This is a genomic window from Salipaludibacillus keqinensis (assembly GCF_003226325.1).
GTDB lineage: Bacteria > Bacillota > Bacilli > Bacillales > Salisediminibacteriaceae > Salipaludibacillus > Salipaludibacillus keqinensis.
In genome coordinates, this window is the sequence record NZ_PDOD01000007.1 from 13,262 (window position 1) to 37,746 (window position 24,485).

Genomic DNA, 24,485 nt, shown 5'->3' on the forward strand with positions numbered 1-24,485 from the left:
TTCGGTCTCATGAAGGAGGGATTCAACCATGATCCATTGGATGAAGCAGCTTTCTACGGATTTTTCGTGGAGAAAGCTAGCCGTATCCAGCGTTGGTCTCCTAACATTGATGAGTATTTTGGCGGTTGCGATTTACGAAGTAACAAAAGCTGAAGTGACTGTGGAAGCGGAAGATGATATTACATCTGTATTTACGCACGCATCAACTGTTGGAGAGTTGTTGGAAGAACAAGAAATTGACATGGGAAAACACGACTATGTGGAACCATCTCAAAATACTGAAATCATTGATTCGTTAAATATTGTTTATAAGGAAGCTAAGGAAGTAATCGTAAACTTTGAAGGTGAAGAGCAAAGTGTTTGGACGACAGTTGACACTGTTAGAGAGCTCTTTGAAGAGCTTGAAGTGGAAGTAAATGACCATGATTTCATCGAACCTTCTCTAAAATCGGATTTAACAGCTGAGATGAACGTGACTTTTGAATCAGCTTTTCAGGTTGCGCTTAAAAGTGACGGTGTAGAAGAAACATTATGGACCACTTCGACAACGGTCGCTGACTTTTTAGAAAAAGAGAATGTCACGTTAGATGAACTGGATCGCGTAGAACCGTCCGAAGAGGAAGAGCTCCTTGAGGGATCGGAAGTTCGCGTGATCCGCGTGCAAAAGGTCACCGATGTTGTGGAAGAAAAAATGGATTTTGCCACAGTGACTCAAAAAGATTCCAGCTTAAAACAAGGGTCTGAAAAAATAAAGAATCAAGGAAAAGAAGGTAAAGTTGAAAGACACTATGAAGTCGTTTTAGAAGATGGAGAAGAAGTGTCGCGAGAGCTCTTGAAAGAAGAAATTGTTCAAGAGAGTAAAGACATGATTGTTGCTGTAGGAACGAAAGCACCTACTGAAACCGTGTCAAGGGGATCGTCGTCATCGTCAAGCTCGACAGGTACGTCTACTTCGAACTCCTCCGACTCGTCAAGTTCAGCTAACTCTTCTAAGTCCACGAGCACATCTACAAGTGATGCCTCCAATTCGTCAAGTTCGACTAACTCAAGTTCAGGAGGATCGTGGCAAACTTTCAAGGCAACTGCTTATACAGCCTATTGCAACGGCTGTTCGGGAGTGACAGCGGCAGGGATAGACTTACGTGCTAATCCTAATGCTAAAGTGATTGCTGTTGATCCAAGTGTTATCCCCCTCGGTTCACGAGTGGAAGTGAAGGGGCATGGCACATATATTGCTGGAGATACAGGTGGGGCAATTAAAGGCCGTAAAATTGATATTTTTATTCCTGATAAAGACAAGGTCCAATCCTTTGGACGAAAGTCCGTTGAAATAAGGGTTTTGGACTAATTTAAATTGCACAGGGGAGATTGTCCCTGTGCTTTTTTGTTGTTTTTCTCTATAATATTAGACAAACCAACAACTTGAAATGTTTCAATATATACAAGATGTTTTTTTAATTTGAGGTTTATGACTAAAATGGGATGGTTTAATGAATGGAAAAGAAAGGATAGATAAATGGAACGCTATAAAATAACCGAAATGATTGTAGTAGAAGGTAAGAATGATACGAATGCACTCAAACGTTCTTTCGCCTGTGATACGATCGAAACAAATGGGTCAGCCATTTCTGATAGCACACTGAATAAAATTCGTCTTGCACTGGACAGACGAGGAGTCATTGTATTTACAGACCCGGACTATCCAGGTGAAAAAATACGCAAAAAAATTGACCAAAGAGTTCCCGGTTGCAAACATGCTTTTTTACGGCGAGAAGCAGCGATTGATCACCGCAAGAAAAAAATTGGAATTGAACATGCGAATAGTGAAGAGCTCTTTGCTTCCTTATTGGCAGCACAGTCTTCCTTTTCAGAAGAGGAGGAAGGTAAGGAAGAGATTATGAAAGAAGACTTACTTAAAGCAGGCTTCATTGCAGGGGATCTTGCCAGAAACAGACGTGCGCGCTTAGGAGACGAACTGAATATTGGCTATACTAATGGTAAACAACTTTATAAACGACTGAAACAATTCCGTGTGACGAAAGAAGAGTTTCAGCGTGCGGCCGCCAAAGTAGAAAAGGAGTTACGCCAAATATGACTAAAGATATTGCAACACCGAAACGAACAAAGGAAATATTAGATAAATTTGGCTTTTCGTTCAAGAAGAGCTTAGGTCAGAACTTTTTGATTGACCCGAACGTCTTGTCAAAGATTGTGATGGCAGCGGGACTAACAGAAGAGTCGGGTGTGATCGAAATCGGCCCAGGGATTGGCGCTTTAACAGAGCAGTCTGCAAAAATTGCGGAGAGGGTGCTGGCGTTTGAAATAGATCAAAGACTGATTCCGATATTAAAAGATACCTTGTCACCTTATCCTACGGTAAAAGTGATTCACCAAGATGTGTTAAAGGCAGATGTACAAAAAGAAATGGAGGCGTTCTTCCGCCCTGGCCAAGATGTGGCGGTAGTGGCTAACCTTCCATATTACGTGACAACACCCATTTTAATGAAATTACTAGAAGAAAAACTACCGGTCAGAGTGATGGTCGTCATGTTACAAAAAGAAGTGGCAGAACGAATCGCAGCAGGCCCAGGGTCAAAAGCATATGGCTCTCTTTCTATAGCCGCTCAATATTACGCAGAAGCTGAAACAGTGTTCACTGTCCCAAAAACTGTGTTTGTTCCTCAGCCGAACGTGGATTCAGCCATCTTAAGGCTGACAAGAAGGAGCTCACCTCCAGTTAATGTGAAAAGCGAACAGTTTTTCTTTCAGGTAGTTCAGGCGTCATTTGTTCAAAGAAGAAAAACATTACTCAATAACCTGGCGAAGTTTTTTGAGGAAACATTGGATAAATCACAAGTTGCCGCTAAGTTATTATCAATGGATATTGATCCAAAACGGAGAGCTGAGGCTCTGTCCATGGAAGAATTCGCAAGTATTTGCAATGAATTTCACAATGAAATGAATCATAAGTAGCATCAGGCCTCTTTCTAGCATAATGTAGCTTAGAAGGAGGCGTTTTTGTATGGCGGAGATCAAAGTTGGTCAAATCGTGGGGCGTGCTTCTTATGATTGTGATGTGTTGTTTCGAGTGCATCGAGTTCATGGGAATGAAGCGGAACTTCTTGGAGAAGAAGTAAGGCTTGTGGCAGATGCGCCATTAGACGATCTCATTGTCATTAAAGAAGATGATCGCAAGTTACGGAAAAAGAAGCAGAAGCAACAGGAAGAGAGTTGCTATCATTTGTTTCGTCAGGATAGAAAATTGGTTAGAGAAAAAACAGATTATGAAATGACCTCGGGATACACCAAAAAAAACGCCTATTTTGAAGTTCCTGGAAAGGTTCTCCACCTCGATGGCGATCCATTATATTTAAAGAAATGTACAAGTGTATATGATCGATTAGGAGTTCCAGTTTATGGCGTGTATTTGCCTGAGAAGGAAATGCCTGATCAAGTAGCTTCCCTAATTGAAATGGTCAGGCCCGACTTACTAGTTATTACGGGTCATGACGCATATAGTAAATCACGAGGGCCGGAATCAGACTTGAAAGCATACAGGAATTCAAAATATTTCGCAGAGGCTGTGAGAGAAGCCAGGAAAGTCGTACCTTATATGGATCATCTCATGATATTTGCTGGCGCTTGTCAGTCTCACTTTCAGTCAATTTTAAAAGCAGGAGCGAACTTTGCCAGTTCGCCTGAACGAGTAAATATTCATGCTCTTGATCCTGTTTATGTTGTTTCGAAAGTAAGCATGACTCCTTTTAGAGAGAGGATCAGCATGTGGGATATATTGAAAACGACGTTATCAGGTCAAAAAGGTTTGGGCGGGTTGGAAGCGATAGGAACATTGAGACGTGGTGCACCTTTTTACGAAAAACAACAGGCGACAGAATAACCCCAATCTCTACAACTTTCACATAATAAAGCAAGAAATGGGTCATGCTAAAGAATGTGAAAAATAATGAAAAATGTATTGACACGGATAATGAGCATTGTTATAATTTTAGTTTATTTTGACTTTTGTCCATATCTGTGCTATACTATTTTTTAAGTGAGGTGTGGTGGATGGCGAAAACATTATTGGAAATCAAAAAAGTTCTAGAAGCCAATGTAGGAAAGAAAGTAACGGTTCAAGCGAACGGCGGACGAAAGAAAATGATAGAACGTTCGGGACTCCTTGAAGGAATTTATCCAGCTGTTTTTACAGTGAAATTAGATCGGAATGAACATTCCGTAGAGAGACTTTCTTATAGCTACACAGACGTTTTGACAGAAACGGTGAAATTGACCATGCCGGAAGAGCCAATGGCAGAAGAAGCATAACATCATCACGGCGGTTACTTAAAAATAATCTAACTTAGCATATCAGCTTAGATTATTTTTGAGTAATCGTCTTTTTTTGTTCTATAACTAAAGCTTTGGTGACCAGTTATTTCTAATCTAATTTTGCTACTCTCGGGCAAGCTAAGAGTGTCGCAATGGTTATAAAGGAGAGGTTGCCGATGAGCAGACGACGAGGGGTTATGTCAGATCAGTTTAAAGAAGAACTGGCAAAAGAGCTCGGCTTTTATGATACCGTCAAACAGGAAGGCTGGGGCGGTATTAAGTCACGAGACGCTGGAAACATGGTGAAACGTGCCATTGAACTGGCGGAAGAACGACTGAAAAGCTAGACAACGAAGGTCATTGCGGCATTAATGGACCAGGGTCATGGACTCTGGTCTTTTCATATGGAGTAAATCAAGGTAGTATGGATTGAAAACAAATGGTAAAATAACGTAAATAGATTGGAACGGAAGAAGTGGTGATGGCAGGATGAAAGTTGTAAAAGCACCAGCAAAAATTAATTTAACCCTTGATGTGATCGGGAAAAGAGATGATGGATACCATGATGTGGAAATGATAATGACCACGGTGGATTTAGCTGATCGTATTCAACTTACTCTTTTAGAAGAAGACCTCATTCAAATAGATATAAACGTCGGACATGTGCCGAGTGATAAGAATAACTTAGCTTATCAGGCTGCAAAGATTCTTAAAGAGCAGTTTAATATTAAAACGGGTGTGTCAATATATATTGATAAGCAAATTCCTGTGTCTGCAGGGTTAGCTGGAGGAAGTACTGATGCTGCTGCTGTGTTAAGAGGCTTAAATGAACTGTGGTCGTTAGGGATCTCCATAGATGAACTAGCTGAGATTGGCTTGAGCATCGGATCCGACGTCCCATTTTGTGTGCATGGTGGAACTGCGGTTGCAAGAGGAAGAGGAGAAAAGTTGACCTTTCTTCCAGCACCACCTCCTTGCTGGGTTGTGCTGGCAAAACCTCCTCAAGGTGTGTCAACAAAGGATATTTATCAGCGTCTTGATTTACAAATGATGACTCATCCTGATACAAAAGGGATGATTGAAGCAATTGATAACCAAAATTTCAAAGGTATTTGTCAAAGGCTTGAAAACGTTATGGAGCCGGCTACATTTGAATTGGCGCCAGAGGTAAGTAATATTAAAGAAAGACTTATCCAATTTGGGGCTGAAGGTACGGTGATGAGCGGCAGTGGTCCGACTGTTTTCTCTCTGACTAAAAGCGAAGCGAAGGCATATAGGTTGTATAATGGCTTGAAAGGTTTTATGGATCACGTTTTTGTCGTTCGGCTTTTAGGAAATCGACATTCATAGTACACGAGGACGTTCTTGTTAAATCCGTATAAAAATGATATATTACCTGTATATTATTCGGATTTAATGGAGGTATTTTATGAAATATCGGCGGAGTGGTCGTTTAGTGGATATGACCCAATATTTATTAGCTCATCCACATCAACTCATCCCGCTAACGTTTTTTTCTGACCGTTATGAATCGGCTAAATCGTCGATCAGTGAAGATATCGGGATTGTGAAAGAAGTGTTAGAAACAAAGCGTTTGGGAACGTTAGAGACCTCTGCAGGTGCTTCTGGCGGAGTGACGTTCGTACCTACGGTAGATCTTGATGAAGCGGAACAACTCATTGACCGTTTGTGTACTCAACTTCAAGACCCTAGCAGATTGTTACCTGGTGGCTATTTATTTATGATGGATATTATAGGGGATCCGTCTCTTACCCAGCAATTAGGCAGGATCTTCGCTTCTTATTATCGCGCAGAGAAAATTGATGCGGTTATGACCATGGCCACAAAAGGGATTCCGTTAGCTTATGCAGTTGCTGCTCATTTACATGTACCTGTTTGCATCGTCAGACATGAACAGAGGATCACTGAAGGGTCCATTGTGAGTATTAATTATGTATCTGGGTCTACGAAACGAATCCAAACCATGTCTTTAGCGAGGCGAAGTTTGAAACCGCACTCTCATGTATTGATTGTAGATGATTTTATGAAAGCGGGCGGGACCATTCGTGGAATGATGGACCTAGTGGAAGAATTTCAGTCTACGGTGGCTGGAGTTGGGGTTCTAACAGAAGCGGTTCATGAAGAAGAGAAGTTAGTTAGTGACTACACGTCATTAACAAAGCTTTCTCAAGTAGATGTAAAGAACAAAGCCATTCAAGTTGAGCGAGGGAATATCTTCAATAGCTCATTTGGCGATCGGAAATAATAACATCGCTGCCACTCTGGTAGCGGTGTTTTTTTGTGCGTAAGCGGTAGATAGGTCTTAGATTTTATGCATCGACCTTTTAGAATAGCTACTTTGAGCACAAAGGCTTCCATAATACGAAAAGGATTTAATAGGGTCTTCTTTTTTTATGTATAACGTCATGTTCAAGTGACTATCCTCACACTATGAACAAAAATAAACGCTTTGAAAATGATCTGACATTTTTTAGAGGTTTTTTTAACAAAAAAGAAGGATTATTCCAAGTTGTAGCGAATCCAATTAAAAGGAAACAATTTCATGGGGAAAAGGTGGTGGCAGATATGGAAGTAACAGATGTGAGACTTCGCCGGGTTAATACGGAGGGTCGTATGCTTGCAATCGCATCTATTACCATCGATGATGAATTTGTTGTTCATGACATTCGGGTCATCGACGGCAATAACGGTATGTTTGTAGCAATGCCAAGTAAACGAACACCAGATGGGGAATTCAGGGACATTGCTCATCCGATATCTTCAAAAACACGGGAAAAAATTCAAGAAGCTGTTTTAGCAGAATATGAACGTGTTGGTGATAAAGAAGAAACATATGAAGAAGCCGGAGCATCATAATTCCTAGCGGCACCTGGCACCTACAGCCATTCGTAGGTGCTTTTGTTTTGTCATGGTTGTGAAAGAACTAACGATATATACGAGATTAAAAGGACTAACTTCTTCCATTACTTCCTTTAGGCATGACAGATATGCTAGGAATAATTCTTTATCTGTCTTGAAATAAACGTGAATATGAGATATATTCGTAATGGAAAAACAGGCCTTGGAGGTTATCTAATGAAAAAGCGATTTGCAGTTGTATTAGCTGCAGGAAAAGGGACGAGGATGAAATCTGACCTTTATAAGGTTCTTCATCCAGTCTGTGGAAAGCCGATGGTTCAACACATCGTAGATCAGCTTAAACAATGTCAGATCGATGAAATGGTAACCATTGTCGGCCATGGAGCTGAAAAAGTGAAAGATCAGCTTGGTGACCGAGTAAAGTATGCTCTTCAAGAAGAACAGCTAGGTACTGCCCATGCTGTGATGCAAGCTGAACAAGCTCTTGTAAATAAACAAGGGATCACCATGGTCGTATGTGGAGATACACCATTACTTACGAAAAGTACAATGGATGCTCTTCTTGAACATCATGAATCCACCAATGCGAAAGCCACTGTATTAACTGCTAATGCAGAAGACCCTACAGGATATGGACGCGTACTTCGCAACTCTCAACAGAGGGTCGAAAAGATTGTTGAGCATAAGGATGCGACGGACATTGAAAAGCAAGTGAAGGAAATTAACACAGGAACATATTGTTTTGACAATGAAGTTCTTTTTGACACACTAAAACGAATCGGAAATGATAATGTGCAAGGTGAATACTATTTACCTGATGTTATTGAAATTTTGCAAAAAGATGGAGAAACGGTCTCTGCTTATCAAACAGAATATTTCCATGAAACGATGGGAGTGAATGACCGTGTAGCCCTATCTCAGGCTGAAAAATGGATGAAGAAGCGCATTAACGAACAGTGGATGCGTGAAGGTGTCTCCATTATTGACCCTGATCAAACGTATATTTCACCGGATACGACGATTGGTAAAGATACCATCCTTTACCCAGGTACGATTCTTTCTGGCACGACCTCTATTGGTGAGCGTTGTCAAATCGGTCCTCATACGGAAATTCTTGACAGTCAAATAGGGAATGAGACAACTGTGAAACAATCTGTTGTACATTTTAGTGAAGTTGGAAATGCTGTTTCTATTGGACCGTATTCACACCTTCGACCTGAAACGAAGCTGGCTGACAACGTTCGAGTAGGTAACTTTGTAGAGTTGAAGAAAATGTCCATGGGTGAAGGCAGCAAAGCATCTCACTTAAGTTATCTCGGCGATGCTGAAATTGGTGAGAAGGTCAATGTGGGCTGTGGTTCGATCACAGTTAATTATGATGGAAAAAATAAATTTTTAACTAAAGTTGAAGACGGCGCATTTATTGGTTGTAATTCCAATTTGATTGCACCTGTAACGGTTGGTAAAGGCTCATATGTTGCGGCAGGATCAACGATAACAGATAATGTTCCTCAAGATTCCTTAGCCATCGCTCGCGAGCGTCAGACAACAAAAGAGAACTATATTAACAAAGCTTGATCATTTATCGAAGAAAGTAAACTTTAATGGAGGTTTTCATAACGATGGCTCAGTATAGCGATAAGAATTTAAAGGTGTTTACACTTAACTCAAATCCAGAGTTAGCCCATGAAATAGCAAAGGAAATTGGGTTAGAAATCGGGCAAAGCTCCGTAACGAGATTTAGTGATGGAGAGATCCAAATAAATATTGAGGAAAGCATTCGTGGTTGTGACATTTATATCATCCAATCTACTTGTTCCCCGGCCAACGAACACATTATGGAACTGTTGATTATGATTGATGCATTGAAACGCGCTTCAGCTAATAACATCAACGTAGTTCTTCCTTATTATGGATATGCCAGACAAGACCGAAAAGCCCGTTCACGTGAACCGATCACTGCTAAGTTGATTGCCAATCTTTTGGAAACAGCCGGAGCTACTCGTGTCATTACCTTGGACCTTCATGCCACTCAGATTCAAGGGTTCTTCGATATTCCAGTTGACCAACTTGTTGGTGTGCCGATCTTAGCTAACTATTTCGAACAAAAGGATCTAGGCGACATCGTTATTGTTTCTCCTGACCACGGCGGTGTAGTACGAGCTCGTAAAATGGCCGACCGTCTCAAAGCGCCAATCGCGATTATTGACAAGCGCCGTCCTAAGCCAAATACTGCTGAAGTAATGAACATTATTGGTAATATTGAAGGGAAAACAGCGATCATTATTGATGATATCATTGATACGGCTGGAACAATGACGTTAGCCGCTAATGCTATGATTGAAAATGGTGCAAAAGAAGTTTATGCATGCAGCACGCACCCTGTTCTATCAGGCCCAGCTATCGAACGAATCAAAAATTCCAAAATCAAGGAACTCGTTGTAACGAACTCGATCCCACTTCCGGAAGAGAAAATGATTGATAATATTACACAGCTTTCTGTAGGCCCGTTGTTAGCTAAAGCGATCGTTCACGTCCATGAAGAACGTTCTGTTAGCCGCTTATTTGATTAAGACCCTTTACATTCACTTTCAAGGCTATCGAGTACTTCTCTGATCCATCGTTAAAAAATTGTTTTTAAAAAACAGGTTTCAACCACTGTCTAGTAGGGAACAACAAGGAAAGAACCTAAAAAATGATGAGGTGATTAGATATGGCTACAGTATTACAAGCAGCAGTGAGAGAAGATTTGAGAGGTTCAAGATTATCTAAAATAAGAGCAGCAGGAAATATTCCCGCTGTAGTATACGGAAAAGCATTTGGTAACAAGCCAATAGCAGTTGAAGAAATTGCGTTTATTAAAACTCTTCGTGAAGAAGGGAAAACAGGCGTTTTCAAGATTGATATAGATGGTGCTAAAACAGACGTGATGATTTATGATATGCAGTATGACTCGATTAAAAACCAAGTGGTTCATGTTGACTTCTATGCAGCAGATATGAAAGCTGAAATGGACGCAGACGTTCCGGTACAAACGACAGGAGAATCTGTAGGAGTAAAAGACGGCGGTGTTCTACAGCAAGCGGTTTATGAACTTTCTGTTCGTGCGCTACCTGCAGACCTACCTGACTCCATTGAGGTAGATGTATCAGAACTAGATGTTAATGATTCACTACAAGTAAAAGATCTTAAAAGTGGAGCGAAATTTGAGTTTAACAACGACCCTGAAGAAGTAGTTGTTGCCATTGTTCCTCCAGATGAAGAGCCGGAAGAGCCTGCAGTTGACGAAGACGCAGAACCTGAATTGGTTGATGGGGATCCAGATGCAGAGGCTGAAAAGAGCGGTTCAGACGAAGAGAAAGCTAAAGAAGACGAATAAGCAAAATAGGGGTATAACCATTCAGGTTATACCCCTTTAAGGTTTTAAATTCTGTCGATTTTTCATCCGTTTACCTTTTTCAATCAAGCGTTAACTTTCTATTGAATATCAAGTATAATTGAAGATGTCAGATTTAACAGGGAGAGATCCATGTCGATTATAAAAAAGCTTTTCCAACGAAGGGCGGATCAACCAGAAGGAGAGAACGCACCTATGAAGCTCGTCGTCGGTTTAGGTAACCCAGGAAAAAAATATGAAAGAACAAGGCACAATGTGGGGTTTGAAGTGATTGACAAATGTCAGCAACAACTTAATATCGAATTAGACCAAGCCAAATTCAAAGGTGCTTATGGATTTACTAGAGTTGGAGCAGACAAAATATTCTTGTTAAAGCCTCTCACTTATATGAACTTATCAGGTGAATCGATTGTTCCGCTTATGAATTATTTCAAAATGGATCCTGAAGATTTACTGGTCGTTTATGATGATTTGGACTTACCTCCTGGCAAAATACGACTTCGTCAAAAAGGCAGTCACGGTGGGCACAATGGAATGAGATCGATTATTCAGCAATTGGGAACCGATCAGTTTAACCGCATTCGTATAGGGATTGGACGACCAGACCCTGGAATAGCTGTTCCAGATTATGTCTTAGGGAGCTTCCCGCCAGAACATCGTCAGCGTGTGGACGAGTCTTTAGATAAAGCTTCCAATGCTGTTCTAGCATGGACAGAAAAAGATTTTCTTAAAGTGATGAATGACTTTAATCAATAGTTTCTGTCGTTTAATGTGTCATCACGACTTTGAATACTTCACCCACAGCTTGTTCATACTATATGGATAGGATACAGGTTTCGGTGAAGGAAGGTGAAGACATGGCTGTGCATTATTATTGCCGGCATTGCAATAGTAAAGTGGGCTTGATTGATTCAGCAGTGGATAGTCGACAACTAGGGCTTCAGCAATTGACAGAACAGGAAAAACAAGAAATGATTGAATATGACAAAGAAGGTCATGTTCATATCCGAACCATTTGTGAAGATTGTGAACAAACGCTCATAGAATATCCGAATTACCATGAGCAAGAGTCCTTTCTCCATTAAAAAGCAGGTTCGACAAGCTTTGGCAAGTGCTGCCAAAGCATTTTTCTAGTACTTGAAGAGCAGTGAACTTCATCTGTTCATTCGCGTATAATGAACATAAAAGGTATGCTTACAAAAGAATTGAACCAATTCTTTTGTAAGCATACCTCAAGAGTGATTTTCAAAAGAGCCCTTGGTTATGAATAGTATCTTGTATTTAGATTGGAAACGTACCATCGGTTGATTACTAAACAAGCAAGAATAGATGATTTCGACGATTCCTTTTCGGTTAAACCTAGGATAAGTCAGAAGAAGGTGGGGAAAACCTTGGAAGGATTAATAAATACGATATACGATGGTGATGATGTATCAAGTATTGTAGCTGGTTTAGAGGCTAACTTATCTGAACAAATGGTGTCAGGATTAACGGGATCGGCAAGATCTTTGATATTGGCAGCCATCTACAAAAAAACAGAAAAATCGCAATTAGTCGTCACGCACAATTTATTTCAAGCTCAAAAACTATTTGATGACCTCTCTACCATTGTTGGAGGAGAAAACGTCTTTTTATATCCGGTCAATGAATTAATTTCCTCTGAAGTAGCAGTGGCGAGTCCGGAAATGAGGGGACAACGACTTGAGGCGCTTAATCAATGGGGAGCAAATCATAATGCGATCATTATTGCTCCAGTGGCAGGAGTAAGAAGACTTCTACCGCCTCCTTCGATGTGGAAAGAAAGACAGTTTCTTTTTCGAGTAGGGGAAGAGATGGAGCTTACCTCGATGCTGACAGAATGCATTTCAATGGGCTATCAGCGCGTAGAGATGGTCTCAGCTCCAGGTCAACTAAGTATTAGGGGTGGAATTGTTGATATTTATCCCTTAACGGAAGAACATCCAATACGTATCGAGTTATTTGATACAGAGGTTGATTCGATCCGTTTCTTTGATGTGGAAACACAGCGGTCTATTTCACAAGAAGAACAAGTAACCATTGGTCCAGCAAAAGAGATTTTGCTCAACGACGAAGATTTCCAGCGGGGAGCTGAAAAGTTGGAAAGTCAGTTGGCGGCTAGTTTGAAAAAGATGAAGGATCCTGTCGTGAAGGAAAAACTTGCCGAACAAGCAGGAACTGAAATTGATTGGCTTAAACAAGGTGTGATGTTCGATGGTATGTACAAGTATATGTCTATGTATTATGAAAAAAACCATACCTTAATTGATTATATGCCTGAAGGTGGGGCTATTTTTGTTGATGAAGTGAGTCGTGTGCAGGAAGTCGTTCAAAACTTAGAGAGAGAAGAGGCAGACTGGCAGACGACGATGCTTTCTCAAGGAGCTGCGGTTGCTGATCTACAAATGTCTCAATCATGGGATCATATTCTTCAAGAAACAGCGGCACCTAAACTATTTTTGAGTTTGTTTTTGCGACATGTTCCCTCAACGAACCCACAGAATATCGTGAATATCCAAAGTAAAACGATGCAAAATTTCCACGGACAGCTCAACCTGCTGAAAAATGAAGTTACCCGTTGGAAAGAAGCTGGCTATTCTATTTCATTTATCTGTGCAGATAAAGACAGGGCGGAAAGAATGAAAAGTGTTTTAGAAGACTACGAGATTGAAGCGGCCATTGTTGGCAGTGAGCTTCCACCGGTCAAAGGCCAAGCACAAATTTCTGTCGGTTCATTCATGACAGGATTCGAACTTCCTTTACAGCGGATGATTGTGATCACAGAAGAAGAAGTGTTCACAAAGAAAACGAGAAAACCGAAACGAAAACAAAAATTGTCTAATGCGGAACGAATTAAAAGTTATTCAGAATTAAAAGTAGGCGACTGGGTCGTTCATGTGAATCACGGGATTGGAAAATACTTAGGTATTGATACGCTGAAAGTAGGCGACATTCATAAAGATTATATGCATATTTCATACGCAGGAAATGACAAACTTTATGTTCCAGTGGAGCAGATTGACCAAGTTCAAAAGTATATCGGCTCAGAGGACGCGAATCCAAAGCTGTACGCTCTAGGTGGAAGCGATTGGAAAAAAGTGAAGAAAAAAGTGAAATCTTCTGTACAAGATATTGCCGAAGATTTAATTAAAGTTTCCGCTGAGCGGGAGCGGAGTAAAGGACACGCCTTTTCACAAGATGGCCCGGAGCAACAGGAATTTGAAGCATCTTTTCCTTACCAGGAAACGGATGATCAACTACAATCTATCGAAGAAATTAAAAAAGATATGGAACGAGAACGACCGATGGACCGTCTTCTTTGCGGAGATGTAGGCTATGGTAAAACAGAAGTTGCATTGCGGGCGGCTTTTAAAGCGATCATGGACGGCAAACAAGTCGCTATTCTTGTTCCTACTACGATATTAGCTCAACAGCATTATGAAACGATTCGGGAGCGGTTCCAAGATTTCGCGATAAATATTGGGCTATTAAGCCGTTTCAGAACAAGGAAAGAACTGAAACAAACGGGAGAAGGATTGAAAAAGGGAACGTGTGATATCGTAGTCGGCACTCATCGGCTTCTTTCAAAAGATATTGTGTTCAAAGACTTAGGGCTGTTAATTGTTGATGAAGAACAACGTTTTGGAGTAACGCATAAGGAGAAAATCAAACAATTGAAAGCGAACGTTGACGTCTTGACGTTGACGGCTACGCCAATCCCAAGAACATTGCATATGTCCATGCTTGGTGTGAGAGATCTGTCCGTTATTGAAACACCACCAGAAAATCGTTTTCCTGTACAAACTTACGTAGTAGAGTACAATGAATCTCTAGTAAGAGAGGCGATCGAAAGGGAATTGGCAAGAGGTGGACAAGTTTACTTTTTGTACAACAGAGTAGAAGATATTGAGTCCATGGCCGACAAAATCTCTATGCTTGTACCTGAAGCGAACGTCCAATTCGCTCACGGACGGATGACTGAAACGGAACTTGAAACGGTAATGCTAGATTTCCTCGAGGGAAATACAGAGGTACTAGTGACGACAACTATTATTGAAACGGGCGTAGACATCCCAAACGTTAATACACTTATTATCAATAACGCCGATCGGATGGGGCTTTCTCAACTTTATCAATTGCGAGGTCGTGTTGGGCGATCCAACCGGGTAGCTTATGCATATTTCACTCACCAAAGGGACAAGGTACTCACTGAAGTGGCAGAGAAGCGCCTGCAATCAATCAAAGAATTTACCGAACTAGGGTCAGGCTTTAAAATAGCCATGCGTGACTTATCGATCCGAGGGGCAGGGAACCTTCTTGGTGCAGAGCAACATGGTTTTATTGCTTCGGTCGGGTTCGATTTGTATTCTCAAATGCTTAAAGAAGCAATTGATGAGCGAAAAGAATCTACCGAAAAACATGAACCGAAAAAGCCGAAAGAGCCGGAGATTGAACTGGATGTAAAGGTAGATGCGTATATTCCTGAATCTTACATTCCAGACTCAAAGCAAAAAATCGATATGTACAAACGGTTTAAATCATTGGAGTCTCAACGGGACTTATTAGATTTGCAAAATGAAATGATCGATCGCTTTGGGGAATATCCATCAGAAGTGGGATACCTCTTCTCAGTATCTAAAATCAAACTGTTATCTAAACAGGAGAAAATAGATTCTATTTCAGAGAAAAATCAACAGTGTAAAGTGGTCTTAAGTGAAGAAACGACGAGCAGGATTGACGGTTCGAAACTGTTTACACTTGTGAACAAAATTTCACCTAAATTACACTTATCCATGGCTGGAAGTCAAATTGTGATTCACTTGAAAACGAAATCCATTGATGACAGTAAATACATGAAAATTTTAGAACAAGTCCTGTCGAAACTGGATGAAGTTCAAAAAGATGAAGTAGCCAACGCATAAATGTCATTGATGTATGTCATATTCTAGAAAAAACGACCATATTAGAACTTATACCAGCACCTATGATCTTCATAATAGGTGCTGTTTTTGTGTGAACAAGGTAATTTAACAATTTTATTCTTAAATTGGTGAATAGTTCTTTTTATTTATCGGATAATAAGGACAAGTTTCTGATTCATTCAAAGCTTACATGAAGGCATCTTGAGATTACACCAAAGAAAGCGAGGCAATGTATGTGATGAAAGCAACGGGCATCGTTCGTCGTATTGATGATTTAGGTCGTGTAGTTATCCCAAAAGAAATAAGAAGAACACTCCGGATTCGTGAAGGCGATCCACTAGAAATATTTGTAGACCGGGACGGGGAAGTCATTTTAAAGAAATACTCACCTATTTCGGAGCTTGGTGATTTTGCAAAAGAGTATGCTGAAGCGTTATATGATAGTTTGAATCATATTGTCCTTATTGCAGATAGAGATACGTATATCGCAGTAGCGGGCGGATCAAAGAAGGACTACCATAATAAACCAATTAGTGATTTAATTGAAAAATCGATGGATGGTCGAAGCACCGACGTGCAATCTTCACCAGGAGATTATGTGATTCAAGGGGATATGAATGAATCCCTTGACGGGTATTGTATAGCACCGATTATTGCTAACGGGGACCCTATTGGTGCAGTGGTGTTAGTGAGTAAAGGGAGCGGAAAGATTGGAGAAGTGGAACAGAAACTATCTGAGACCGCAGCAGGGTTCTTAGCTAGACAAATGGAGCAATAAATCAATCGGTTAGCTGAAAGCGGCACTTGCATATGATGCAAGTGCCGCTTTCAATATTCTCTTGTTTATGTGCTATAATGACAAGGAATTATTAGGAATAGCGAGGTCTTCTTTCCATGGATGATGGTCAAGTGAAAAAGCAATCTTGGGTGAAGGGGGCATTATATTTATCGTTAGCTGCCCTTGTTGTAAAAGGCCTAAGTGCCTTATACAAAATACCTTATCAAAATATTACTGGTGATACAGGTTTTTATGTCTACCAACAAGTTTATCCTATCTATGGAGTGGTGTTTGTTTTAGGGACTTACGGTTTTCCTCTGGTAATTGCTAAATTAGTGGCAGGACATGATTCGAAAATCGGTCTGTCTTATAGGAAGACGCTATCTCAAAGGCTATTATTTATTTTTATATGTTTACTGGTGGTGCAAGGGACGCTCGGTATTCTTGTTATTGGTGCTGCGGAGACTATTGCTACATTGATGGGCGATCCACAATTGACAGCTGCGATTCGGTGGATGGGGGTACCTTTTTTTCTCATTCCTTTCTTAGCTATGAGCAGAGGAATTTATCAAGGATTGGGAATGGCTACCCCCACAGCCCTTTCCCAGGTTGTCGAACAAACGATCAGAGTGGTCGTTATTCTAGGCGTTGCATGGGTGGCGATGCAGAGCCAAAATCCTTATGCAGCTGGAACTTCTGCTGGGATCGGGGCATTGCTGGGGGGACTGGCTGCAATAACGCTTCTCGGTTTCGTTTGGAAGAAGAATCACACCAAGCATCCGGTCTCTGGCTTTTGTATTCATTGGACGCTTCCCACTAGCTGGAAAGAAGACCTTAGGGCGTTATTTATAACAGGCACATTCGTATCGGTCAGTGCTATGGCCCTGGTGATCTTTCAATTGGTCGATTCATTCACTATACTTAGACTCTTAGAATTCAACGACTGGACCGTGAGAGAAGCTGCCGCTGCTAAAGGGGTTTATGATAGAGGGTGGCCACTCATTCAATTCGGTGCAGTCGTCACTACCGTGTTTTCTTATGCGGCGATACCCCATATTACACGGGCTTACAAGGAAAAGCGAATGATTGAAGTGCAAACTGAAATCGCCCGATCGATAAAAATGTGTATCGTGTTTGGCGGGGCGGCAACCGCAGGGATGATCGCCATCATGCCCTATTTAAATTCTATGATGTTTATGGATAGACAAGGAACGTTATCTTTGCAAGTGATGGCCCTCATTGTTTTGTTCGGCGCTATATTTATGACGTGTGCGGCCCTACTATACGCCATTGACAAAGCACTCGTTTCTGTACTCGTTTTAGCTGGAGGTTTGATGTTGAAAGGGCTATTGAATGTGCTCTTCATTCCAGAGATAAATATATATGGTGCGGCAATTAGTTCATCTGTTCCATTTGTTGTCATGGCGGTTCTTTCGCTTGTCATACTCGTTCGGTTCTCTCTATGGAAGCTTGAGCCCTTTCGTTTTTGGTGGAGGTGGATTGCAAGCATAGGCGGGATGACCCTTATTGTATTCGTATATCAGTATGGGATTGGCTTCATAGTTACTGGAGGAAGAGGGAGTGATACGTTCATTTCCTTGTCAGGCGCTTGTATAGGTGCTGTCATGTTTATTTGGTTTATTTATAAGCTGCGTTTATTTGAACAAGAAGAATGGGAGAGTTTGCCGAAGATTGGACGGCTATTCCCTTATGAAAAAAAAGAATCAGATATTCAAGGAGGCAATGATCATGAATAAAACGATCCGTATCCTCGGTTTAGGTGCAGGGGATTTGGCGCAGATGCCTTTGGGCGTCTATCGAGCGTTACTAAATGGTGGTCAGGAAATCTTCGTGCGGACAGAAGGTCACCCGGTGATCGAAGAATTAAAGAAAGAAGGAGTGGTCTTTCATAGTTTCGACCATGTATACGAAGCTCATGACAAATTCGAAGATGTATATGAGCAAATTGTCACTGAACTGCTTCGCCAAGTAGATAGTAAACAGTCTATTATTTATGTGGTTCCAGGGCATCCGATGGTAGCAGAAGCTACTGTGCAAAGCTTACTTAAACTAAAAGGAGAGGTGAACATTGAACTGGAAGGCGGTCAGAGCTTTTTAGATGCGATGTTCGGTGCGCTAGAAATAGATCCTATTGAAGGGTTTCAACTTGTGGACGGTTTAACAGTGAAGCCAGAAGAACTGGTTCTTACTCAACATGTGATTATCGGTCAAGTGTACGATCAGCTAAGCGCTTCAAAAGTGAAGTTGATGTTAATGGAACGTTTACCTGCTGACTATGAAGTAGCTGTAGTAACCGCAGCTGGAAGTAAACAACAGTCAATCGTTCATATTCCTCTCTATGATCTTGATCGAGTCACTTCGTTAAGTAATTTAACTGCCGTGTATCTTCCACCAGTGAAGCAAGAAACTATATTATATCGGGACTTTACCAAACTACGCCAAGTCATCAAAGTGCTTCGTGGCCCCAATGGATGTCCGTGGGACAAGAAACAAACGCATGAATCACTAAAGAGGTATTTGGTTGAAGAAACATACGAGTTATTAGAAGCGATTGATGAAGAGGATGACGAACATCTCGTTGAAGAATTAGGCGATGTGTTGTTACAAGTCCTTCTTCATGCTCAAATCGGCGAAGATAACGGATACTTTAACATGGAAGATGTGATCGAGCGGATCACAGAAAAAATGGTTCGCAGACACCCTCACGTATTTGGCGATACGACCGCCGATAGTACAGAAGAGGTCCTCTCTAATTGGGAAGACATTAAAAAGCAAGAAAAAATAGACGCAGGTAGAAATGACGAAGGGAATTTTTCTATATTAGATGGTATTCCAGCATCACTGCCTAATTTACTTAAAGCTTACAAGCTCCAAAAGAAAGCTGCGAAAGTTGGTTTTGATTGGGGAGAAGAAGCACCCATGTGGAAGAAACTTGAAGAAGAGTTGGCGGAATGGGTACATGAGATAAAAGAAGGATCTTATAAAGCGGCTGTCGAAGAATTTGGAGATGTGTTATTTGCATTTGTGAACCTAGCTCGTTTCCATAAGATCGATCCGGAAGAAGCCTTAAGACAAACAAATGGTAAATTTTCACGAAGGTTCCGCTTCATCGAGCAAGAGATTGATAAACAAGGAGAAGTTCTTGATGAACAATCCTTAGAACAATTAGATGCTCTATGGGAGAAAGCAAAGCAACAAGAAGAAAAGGGAGGAAATGGAGATGCGACTAGATAAATATTTAAAAGTTTCCCGTTTGATTAAACGGCGGACGATGGCAAAAGAGGTAGCTGATCAAGGGAGAGTCCAGGTGAACGGTCAAAAAGCTAAGGCAGGGACAGATGTGAAAATCGGCGACGAATTAGACGTAATGTTTGGTCAAAAGCATATTAAACTGCAAATTGACCGAATCGAAGAGAAAGCAAAAAAAGAAGATGCAGCGACGTTTTATACGATTCTGAAAGAGGAACGCGTAAATAACGACTAGAAAGGCTTGTTCTATTTCCCCTTCCCTTGCATACATTTACGGTAAAGAGGGTATGAAGGAGGATGGGGATGGATCGATCATACGAATATATGCAACCAGGATCAACAGGAAAAAACCGGGATCATCAACTTGTACTTGGTTCGCGGAAGAACTTGGATCTGACAGGAGTCAAACAAGTCGAAAGCTTTGATAGTGAGGAATTTCTGTTGGAAACTGATATGGGTTTTTTATCAATCCGTGGTCATAACCTGCAAATGAAAAACTTAGATGTGGAAGAAGGAAAAGTATCTATTCAAGGTAGAATAGATGACCTTGTTTACTTAGATCAACATCATGGCGAGAAATCAAAAGGCTTGTTTGGGAAGTTATTTAAGTGAGTTTAGATGTTCAATTGACTTCTTTACTGGCAAGTATAGCGATGGGTGTTGGGTTAGCTACTTCCTTGGATACGTACGAACGGATTCTTGGAAAGAGAACATCTTTTCGAAAAACAAGGATCGTCAATGACTTTCTATTTTGGGTGGCACAAGCGCTCATTTACTTTGGGATCTTACTCCACATCAATCACGGAGAAGTTCGAGTTTATTTATTGCTGGCAGTGATGCTTGGCTATGCCCTTTATCGGGCTTTATTTGAAACAACATATCGTCGAATATTAGAGAGTTGCTTACGAATCATTCATCATATCATTCACTTCATTGTACGTTGTATCTATATATTTCTTATAAATCCAACAAAAGGATTATTGAAACTGCTAGGTCGTTTAGGTATGATGTTAACAATAGCAATATGGAAAATTGTATCCACTTTACTGATATGGGTTTTTAGACCTATATTAATGGTGGTAAGATATACCGATATAAAATGTGGACAACCTTTTATAAAACATAGAAAAAGGTTGAGGAACCAGATCAAAAGTGTTCGACAGCGCTTTCTTTCTAAAAAGAAAAAATAAGTGAGGAGAGGTGACAAGAATGGAACAGGGCAATAAAGCTAAGATTCGGCGACTATCGTCTGAATACATGGAAAAACAAGCGTTGTTAGATGAGCAAAGAAAAAGACGACGTAAAGGTTTACTTCGCCGATTGACCGTGTTTGGATTCTTCCTCGCTATCTTCATGCTATTTGCTGGCGTTACTCTTTTTCAGCAACATGCTTCAATCCAAAACCAACAACAACAAAACCAGCAATTAGAAGATGAACTGACAACCATGCAGCAAGAAGAGCAAAGGATGACTCAGGAAATAGAATGGCTACATGACCCAGAATATATTGCTGAATTGGCTAGAAGAGATTATTTCCTCACAAAGCCGGGTGAAACCCTTTTTCAACTTCCACGATCTGGAACGAACAGTGATTGACAGAGATCTTGGGCAATCGGTATAATGTAAAAAAATGATATTTTTTAAGGTCCATGAAGGAGGAGCATTTTTTACATGTCCATTGAAGTAGGCAGTAAGTATCAAGGGAAAGTGACTGGAATAACGAATTTTGGAGCTTTTGTTGAATTGCCAGGTGGAGCCACGGGACTGGTCCATATTAGTGAAGTTGCGGACAGTTATGTGAAAGAGATTAACGAGTTTTTAAGTGTTGGAGATGAAGTGACTGTAAAGGTCATGAATGTGGAGAAAGACGGTAAAATTGGCCTTTCCATTCGTAAAGCGAAAGATCAGCCGAAGTCTCCCCCTTCTGATCGACGGCCGCCGCGAAAGTCACCGAAATCGAAACAGCGGGATCAACGTCCGATTTCATTCGAAGATAAAATGAACCGCTTCTTGAAGGATAGTGAAGAACGTCTTTCCTCATTGAAACGGAATACCGAATCGAAACGTGGGGGACGTAACTCCAAACGGGGATAACCTTACTGCTAAAACTTATATAGATTGAATTGTGAGTCGCCCTTCGGAACATCGTCTATGAACGATGTTCCGAAGGGCGACTTTTTGTTTGTGCCAATAAAGATTTGGTCAAGGATACTTTTTATTGTCAAAATAATATTCACTCCTATCCTTTCAACACCAGCATTTTCATCTTTCTGTATTATATTCTGATTCACGGACGTTTGCCGTAGATATTGGTCGAAGAGTTTTTTTTGTTCACTCCATTTCTTTGACAAATTCTTCGTATAAATCATGTTTTAATAGGAAGACGAACTTTGGACAGGAGTGGTGGAGAATATGATCGACCGAAGTGGAGTGACGAAAATGAATGGACAAGCTGTTTCTTCTGTTGGCGTGGTAAACACTTGGGGGTGGTTCAGGGGGAAGCCAAAAGTGGAAAATGTGCAGGTGAAGAAAAAGTTAGGGGCATGGCAAAGTTTGTTGATGGTGCTTGCGATCGGTTTCTTATTAGGACGAGCAGTGATCCTTTTGCAACTCTTACCGTTTACGATTCCATTTCTAGCCGTTATTTTCAAGTGGAAAAGAAGTTTGACATTGCCTGCAGCCTTTGCTCTTATTGCAGGTTCCACCAGTTTGTCGTTTACTTACGCCGGACATACAACGATAGCCATACTCGTCTATTTATTATTGCAAAGCGTAATGCAAAAACTGGATAAAAAAGAAATGTTTTTACCAGTAACGGTGTTTTTAGCGGTAGCAATCACTCGTTTTATCAGCCTTTCGTTGCCGGGGGAGTATTCCTTGTATCATCTACTAACTGCAACAGTAGAAGGAGCACTAGCTACGGTAATTACTTTGATTTTTTTCCAAAGTGTTCCCTTGTTCCTAGAGAGACGTAAACATATGAGCTTAAAACATGAAGAAGTGGTTTGCCTTGTGATTTTGCTAGGGTCACTGCTAACGGGGACGGTCGGCTGGTTGATTTATCAGTTATCTATTGAGCACGTGATCGCCCGGTACATTGTATTGGTGTTTGCCTTTGTAGGAGGAGCGACGGTGGGGGCAACTGTAGGGGTGATTATGGGGCTGATTCTTTCGTTAGCCACGGTAGCGAATTTGTTTTCCATGAGTTTACTTGCCTTTGCTGGGTTACTAGGAGGGCTATTAAAAGAAGGAAAAAAGGTATCTGTTGCTGCTGGTTTGTTGGTGGCTAGTTTATTAATGGCTATGTATGCTGATAACCAATCTTCGTTACCGCTAACTATATATGAGAGTGTAGCGGCGATCGCTTTGTTCTTCCTTACACCGAAACGATGGACGGAAAGGCTGGCCAGTTACATACCTGGAACAGCCGAGCATGCTCAGGAACAGCAGAAATATTTGCGTAAAATAAGGGATATGACAGCGGGAAAGGTAGAGCAGTTTTCTGAATTGTTCCTTAGTCTCTCTCACAGCTTTTCGTTTCATGATAAAAAAGATGAAGATACGGAAAAGGAACGAGAAGTGGATCTATTTTTAAGTGGTGTAACAGAAAATACGTGTCAAATGTGTGTAAGAAAAACACAATGCTGGTCTAGGGATTTTGAGAATACTTACGGTTATATGGAACAGATCATGAAAGAATGCGAGAGCAGAGGGGAAGTAAAGAACCGCTCTCTGTTATCAGGTTGGAAAAAACACTGTCTTACAGATGAAAGAGTCATTCATATGATTCAAGAAAAGCTAAAGGAGCGGGAAGTAGAGAGACGAATAAGGGCTCAACTGGTGGAAAGCAGACGTTTAGTGGCAGATCAACTTATTGGGGTATCTCAAGTCATGGGTGATTTCGCTCGTGACATTCAGCGGGAAAAGAAAGTCCATGAATTGCAAGAAGAAGAAATGAAAGAAGCATTAAATGATGTGGGAATCAATGTAGACCTGGTGGATATTTATGGACTGGACCCTGGCAATGTGGACGTAGAAATGATTTTACCGTCTAACCGCTACAATGAAGCGGAAAAAGTGGTAGCGCCTTTACTGTCAAATATTTTAAATGAAGCGATTGTCGTCAAACAGTCTGAACCCATATCGCCTTCTAGCACGGAGGCAAAAGTGTTATTTGGATCGACAAAAGCCTTTTTCATTGATCAAGGGGTTGCTCATACGGCGAAAGGAGGAAAGTGGGTCTCAGGTGATAGTTTCTCTACCATGGAACTGGGTGAAGGGAAATACGCCATGGCAATTAGTGATGGCATGGGTAACGGGAGAAGAGCACATATTGAGAGTCAAGAAACAATCGATTTGCTAAAACGTATATTGAAATCAGGTATTGATGAAACGGTTGCCATTAAATCGATTAATTCAGTTTTATCTCTTAGGTCTAGTGAAGAAGTTTTTTCTACACTTGATTTAGCGATCATTGATTTACAGGACGGCATGGCTAAGTTTCTAAAAGTTGGATCGACCCCCAGCTTTATTAAGCGGGGAACACAAGTCATATCCGTGGAGGCGGGGAACTTACCTATTGGAATGATTCAAGAAGTAGATGTAGATGTGGTATCTGAACAGTTAAAAGCAGGGGACTTATTGATCTTAATGAGTGATGGGATCTACGAGGCTCCCCAACATGTAGAGAACACTGATATTTGGTTGAAGAGAATGATTAGAGAAATGAAAACCTCTGATCCACAACAAGTAGCAGATTTGCTAATGGAAAAAATGATTCGCGAATGCAACGGAGAAATACACGATGATATGACGGTTTTGGTTGCGAAAATAGATCACTTCGTACCAAAATGGGCGACGATTGCCTCCACATCAAGAAATTGGGCATAAA

Annotated in this window: 24 protein-coding genes; all 24 read left to right on the forward strand. The window is 40.9% G+C overall.

Annotated elements, in window-relative coordinates; translation table 11 throughout:
* Positions 1–28: 28 nt before the first annotated feature.
* The 24 genes from CR194_RS19660 (at position 29) to spoIIE (ending at position 24,484) form a co-directional block, all read left to right on the forward strand.
* On the forward strand, positions 29–1,348 hold the full coding sequence (locus tag CR194_RS19660) for a G5 and 3D domain-containing protein (RefSeq protein WP_110612278.1): 1,320 nt from the start codon (positions 29–31) through the stop codon (positions 1,346–1,348).
* Positions 1,349–1,516: 168 nt separating this feature from the next.
* The gene (rnmV, locus tag CR194_RS19665; RefSeq protein WP_110612279.1) at positions 1,517–2,095 is read left to right on the forward strand and encodes a ribonuclease M5; all 579 of its coding nucleotides are present in this window, start codon (positions 1,517–1,519) and stop codon (positions 2,093–2,095) included.
* A complete protein-coding gene (gene rsmA / locus CR194_RS19670) occupies positions 2,092–2,973 on the forward strand; it encodes a 16S rRNA (adenine(1518)-N(6)/adenine(1519)-N(6))-dimethyltransferase RsmA (RefSeq protein ID WP_110612281.1) in 882 nt (293 codons plus the stop codon). Before rnmV ends, rsmA begins: the two co-directional genes overlap by 4 nt.
* Positions 2,974–3,022: 49 nt before the next feature.
* Positions 3,023–3,898, forward strand: a complete 876-nt coding sequence (yabG, locus tag CR194_RS19675) for a sporulation peptidase YabG (RefSeq protein WP_110612283.1) — start codon at positions 3,023–3,025, stop codon at positions 3,896–3,898.
* Between the two features lie 170 nt (positions 3,899–4,068).
* Positions 4,069–4,326: a Veg family protein gene (locus CR194_RS19680; protein WP_110612285.1), complete on the forward strand. Its 258-nt coding sequence runs from the start codon at positions 4,069–4,071 to the stop codon at positions 4,324–4,326.
* Positions 4,327–4,505: 179 nt separating this feature from the next.
* Complete coding sequence (locus CR194_RS19685; protein ID WP_110612287.1) at positions 4,506–4,676, forward strand: small, acid-soluble spore protein, alpha/beta type; 171 nt, start codon at positions 4,506–4,508, stop codon at positions 4,674–4,676.
* A gap of 142 nt (positions 4,677–4,818) precedes the next feature.
* Complete coding sequence (ispE, locus tag CR194_RS19690; RefSeq protein ID WP_110612289.1) at positions 4,819–5,679, forward strand: 4-(cytidine 5'-diphospho)-2-C-methyl-D-erythritol kinase; 861 nt, start codon at positions 4,819–4,821, stop codon at positions 5,677–5,679.
* A gap of 79 nt (positions 5,680–5,758) precedes the next feature.
* Entirely contained in the window at positions 5,759–6,595 is an 837-nt protein-coding gene (gene purR / locus CR194_RS19695) for a pur operon repressor (protein ID WP_110612291.1), read from the forward strand.
* Positions 6,596–6,915: 320 nt separating this feature from the next.
* Positions 6,916–7,206: a septation regulator SpoVG gene (gene spoVG, locus CR194_RS19700; protein ID WP_110612358.1), complete on the forward strand. Its 291-nt coding sequence runs from the start codon at positions 6,916–6,918 to the stop codon at positions 7,204–7,206.
* A gap of 219 nt (positions 7,207–7,425) precedes the next feature.
* Positions 7,426–8,787 carry a bifunctional UDP-N-acetylglucosamine diphosphorylase/glucosamine-1-phosphate N-acetyltransferase GlmU gene (glmU, locus tag CR194_RS19705; RefSeq protein WP_110612293.1) on the forward strand — a complete coding sequence of 454 codons (1,362 nt, stop codon included), beginning with the start codon at positions 7,426–7,428 and terminating at the stop codon, positions 8,785–8,787.
* Positions 8,788–8,831: 44 nt separating this feature from the next.
* Positions 8,832–9,782: a ribose-phosphate diphosphokinase gene (locus CR194_RS19710; protein WP_110612294.1), complete on the forward strand. Its 951-nt coding sequence runs from the start codon at positions 8,832–8,834 to the stop codon at positions 9,780–9,782.
* A gap of 140 nt (positions 9,783–9,922) precedes the next feature.
* Positions 9,923–10,588 carry a 50S ribosomal protein L25/general stress protein Ctc gene (locus tag CR194_RS19715; RefSeq protein ID WP_110612296.1) on the forward strand — a complete coding sequence of 222 codons (666 nt, stop codon included), beginning with the start codon at positions 9,923–9,925 and terminating at the stop codon, positions 10,586–10,588.
* Positions 10,589–10,801: 213 nt separating this feature from the next.
* Positions 10,802–11,362 carry an aminoacyl-tRNA hydrolase gene (gene pth, locus CR194_RS19720; RefSeq protein ID WP_110612361.1) on the forward strand — a complete coding sequence of 187 codons (561 nt, stop codon included), beginning with the start codon at positions 10,802–10,804 and terminating at the stop codon, positions 11,360–11,362.
* A 101-nt stretch (positions 11,363–11,463) separates the two neighbouring features.
* The gene (locus CR194_RS19725) at positions 11,464–11,691 is read left to right on the forward strand and encodes an anti-sigma-F factor Fin family protein (protein WP_110612363.1); all 228 of its coding nucleotides are present in this window, start codon (positions 11,464–11,466) and stop codon (positions 11,689–11,691) included.
* A 306-nt stretch (positions 11,692–11,997) separates the two neighbouring features.
* Complete coding sequence (gene mfd, locus CR194_RS19730; protein WP_110612299.1) at positions 11,998–15,546, forward strand: transcription-repair coupling factor; 3,549 nt, start codon at positions 11,998–12,000, stop codon at positions 15,544–15,546.
* Between the two features lie 238 nt (positions 15,547–15,784).
* Positions 15,785–16,324, forward strand: a complete 540-nt coding sequence (gene spoVT, locus CR194_RS19735) for a stage V sporulation protein T (RefSeq protein WP_110612365.1) — start codon at positions 15,785–15,787, stop codon at positions 16,322–16,324.
* A 116-nt stretch (positions 16,325–16,440) separates the two neighbouring features.
* Positions 16,441–18,081 carry a putative polysaccharide biosynthesis protein gene (locus CR194_RS19740; RefSeq protein ID WP_110612301.1) on the forward strand — a complete coding sequence of 547 codons (1,641 nt, stop codon included), beginning with the start codon at positions 16,441–16,443 and terminating at the stop codon, positions 18,079–18,081.
* Positions 18,074–19,579, forward strand: coding sequence for a bifunctional methyltransferase/pyrophosphohydrolase YabN (gene yabN / locus CR194_RS19745; RefSeq protein WP_110612302.1), 1,506 nt, complete (start codon positions 18,074–18,076; stop codon positions 19,577–19,579). The genes CR194_RS19740 and yabN overlap by 8 nt, the downstream gene beginning before the upstream one ends.
* Positions 19,566–19,829 carry an RNA-binding S4 domain-containing protein gene (locus CR194_RS19750; RefSeq protein WP_110612305.1) on the forward strand — a complete coding sequence of 88 codons (264 nt, stop codon included), beginning with the start codon at positions 19,566–19,568 and terminating at the stop codon, positions 19,827–19,829. The genes yabN and CR194_RS19750 overlap by 14 nt, the downstream gene beginning before the upstream one ends.
* Positions 19,830–19,918: 89 nt before the next feature.
* The gene (gene yabP, locus CR194_RS19755; RefSeq protein WP_408640772.1) at positions 19,919–20,206 is read left to right on the forward strand and encodes a sporulation protein YabP; all 288 of its coding nucleotides are present in this window, start codon (positions 19,919–19,921) and stop codon (positions 20,204–20,206) included.
* Complete coding sequence (yabQ, locus tag CR194_RS19760) at positions 20,203–20,784, forward strand: spore cortex biosynthesis protein YabQ (RefSeq protein WP_110612309.1); 582 nt, start codon at positions 20,203–20,205, stop codon at positions 20,782–20,784. Before yabP ends, yabQ begins: the two co-directional genes overlap by 4 nt.
* A 19-nt stretch (positions 20,785–20,803) precedes the next feature.
* Positions 20,804–21,190 carry an FtsB family cell division protein gene (locus CR194_RS19765; RefSeq protein WP_110612311.1) on the forward strand — a complete coding sequence of 129 codons (387 nt, stop codon included), beginning with the start codon at positions 20,804–20,806 and terminating at the stop codon, positions 21,188–21,190.
* A 75-nt stretch (positions 21,191–21,265) separates the two neighbouring features.
* Positions 21,266–21,688 (forward strand): S1 domain-containing RNA-binding protein, encoded by a 423-nt coding sequence (locus CR194_RS19770; protein WP_110612313.1) that lies wholly within the window; start codon positions 21,266–21,268, stop codon positions 21,686–21,688.
* 318 nt (positions 21,689–22,006) lie between these two features.
* A complete protein-coding gene (gene spoIIE, locus CR194_RS19780) occupies positions 22,007–24,484 on the forward strand; it encodes a stage II sporulation protein E (RefSeq protein ID WP_110612317.1) in 2,478 nt (825 codons plus the stop codon).
* Position 24,485: the final 1 nt, after the last annotated feature.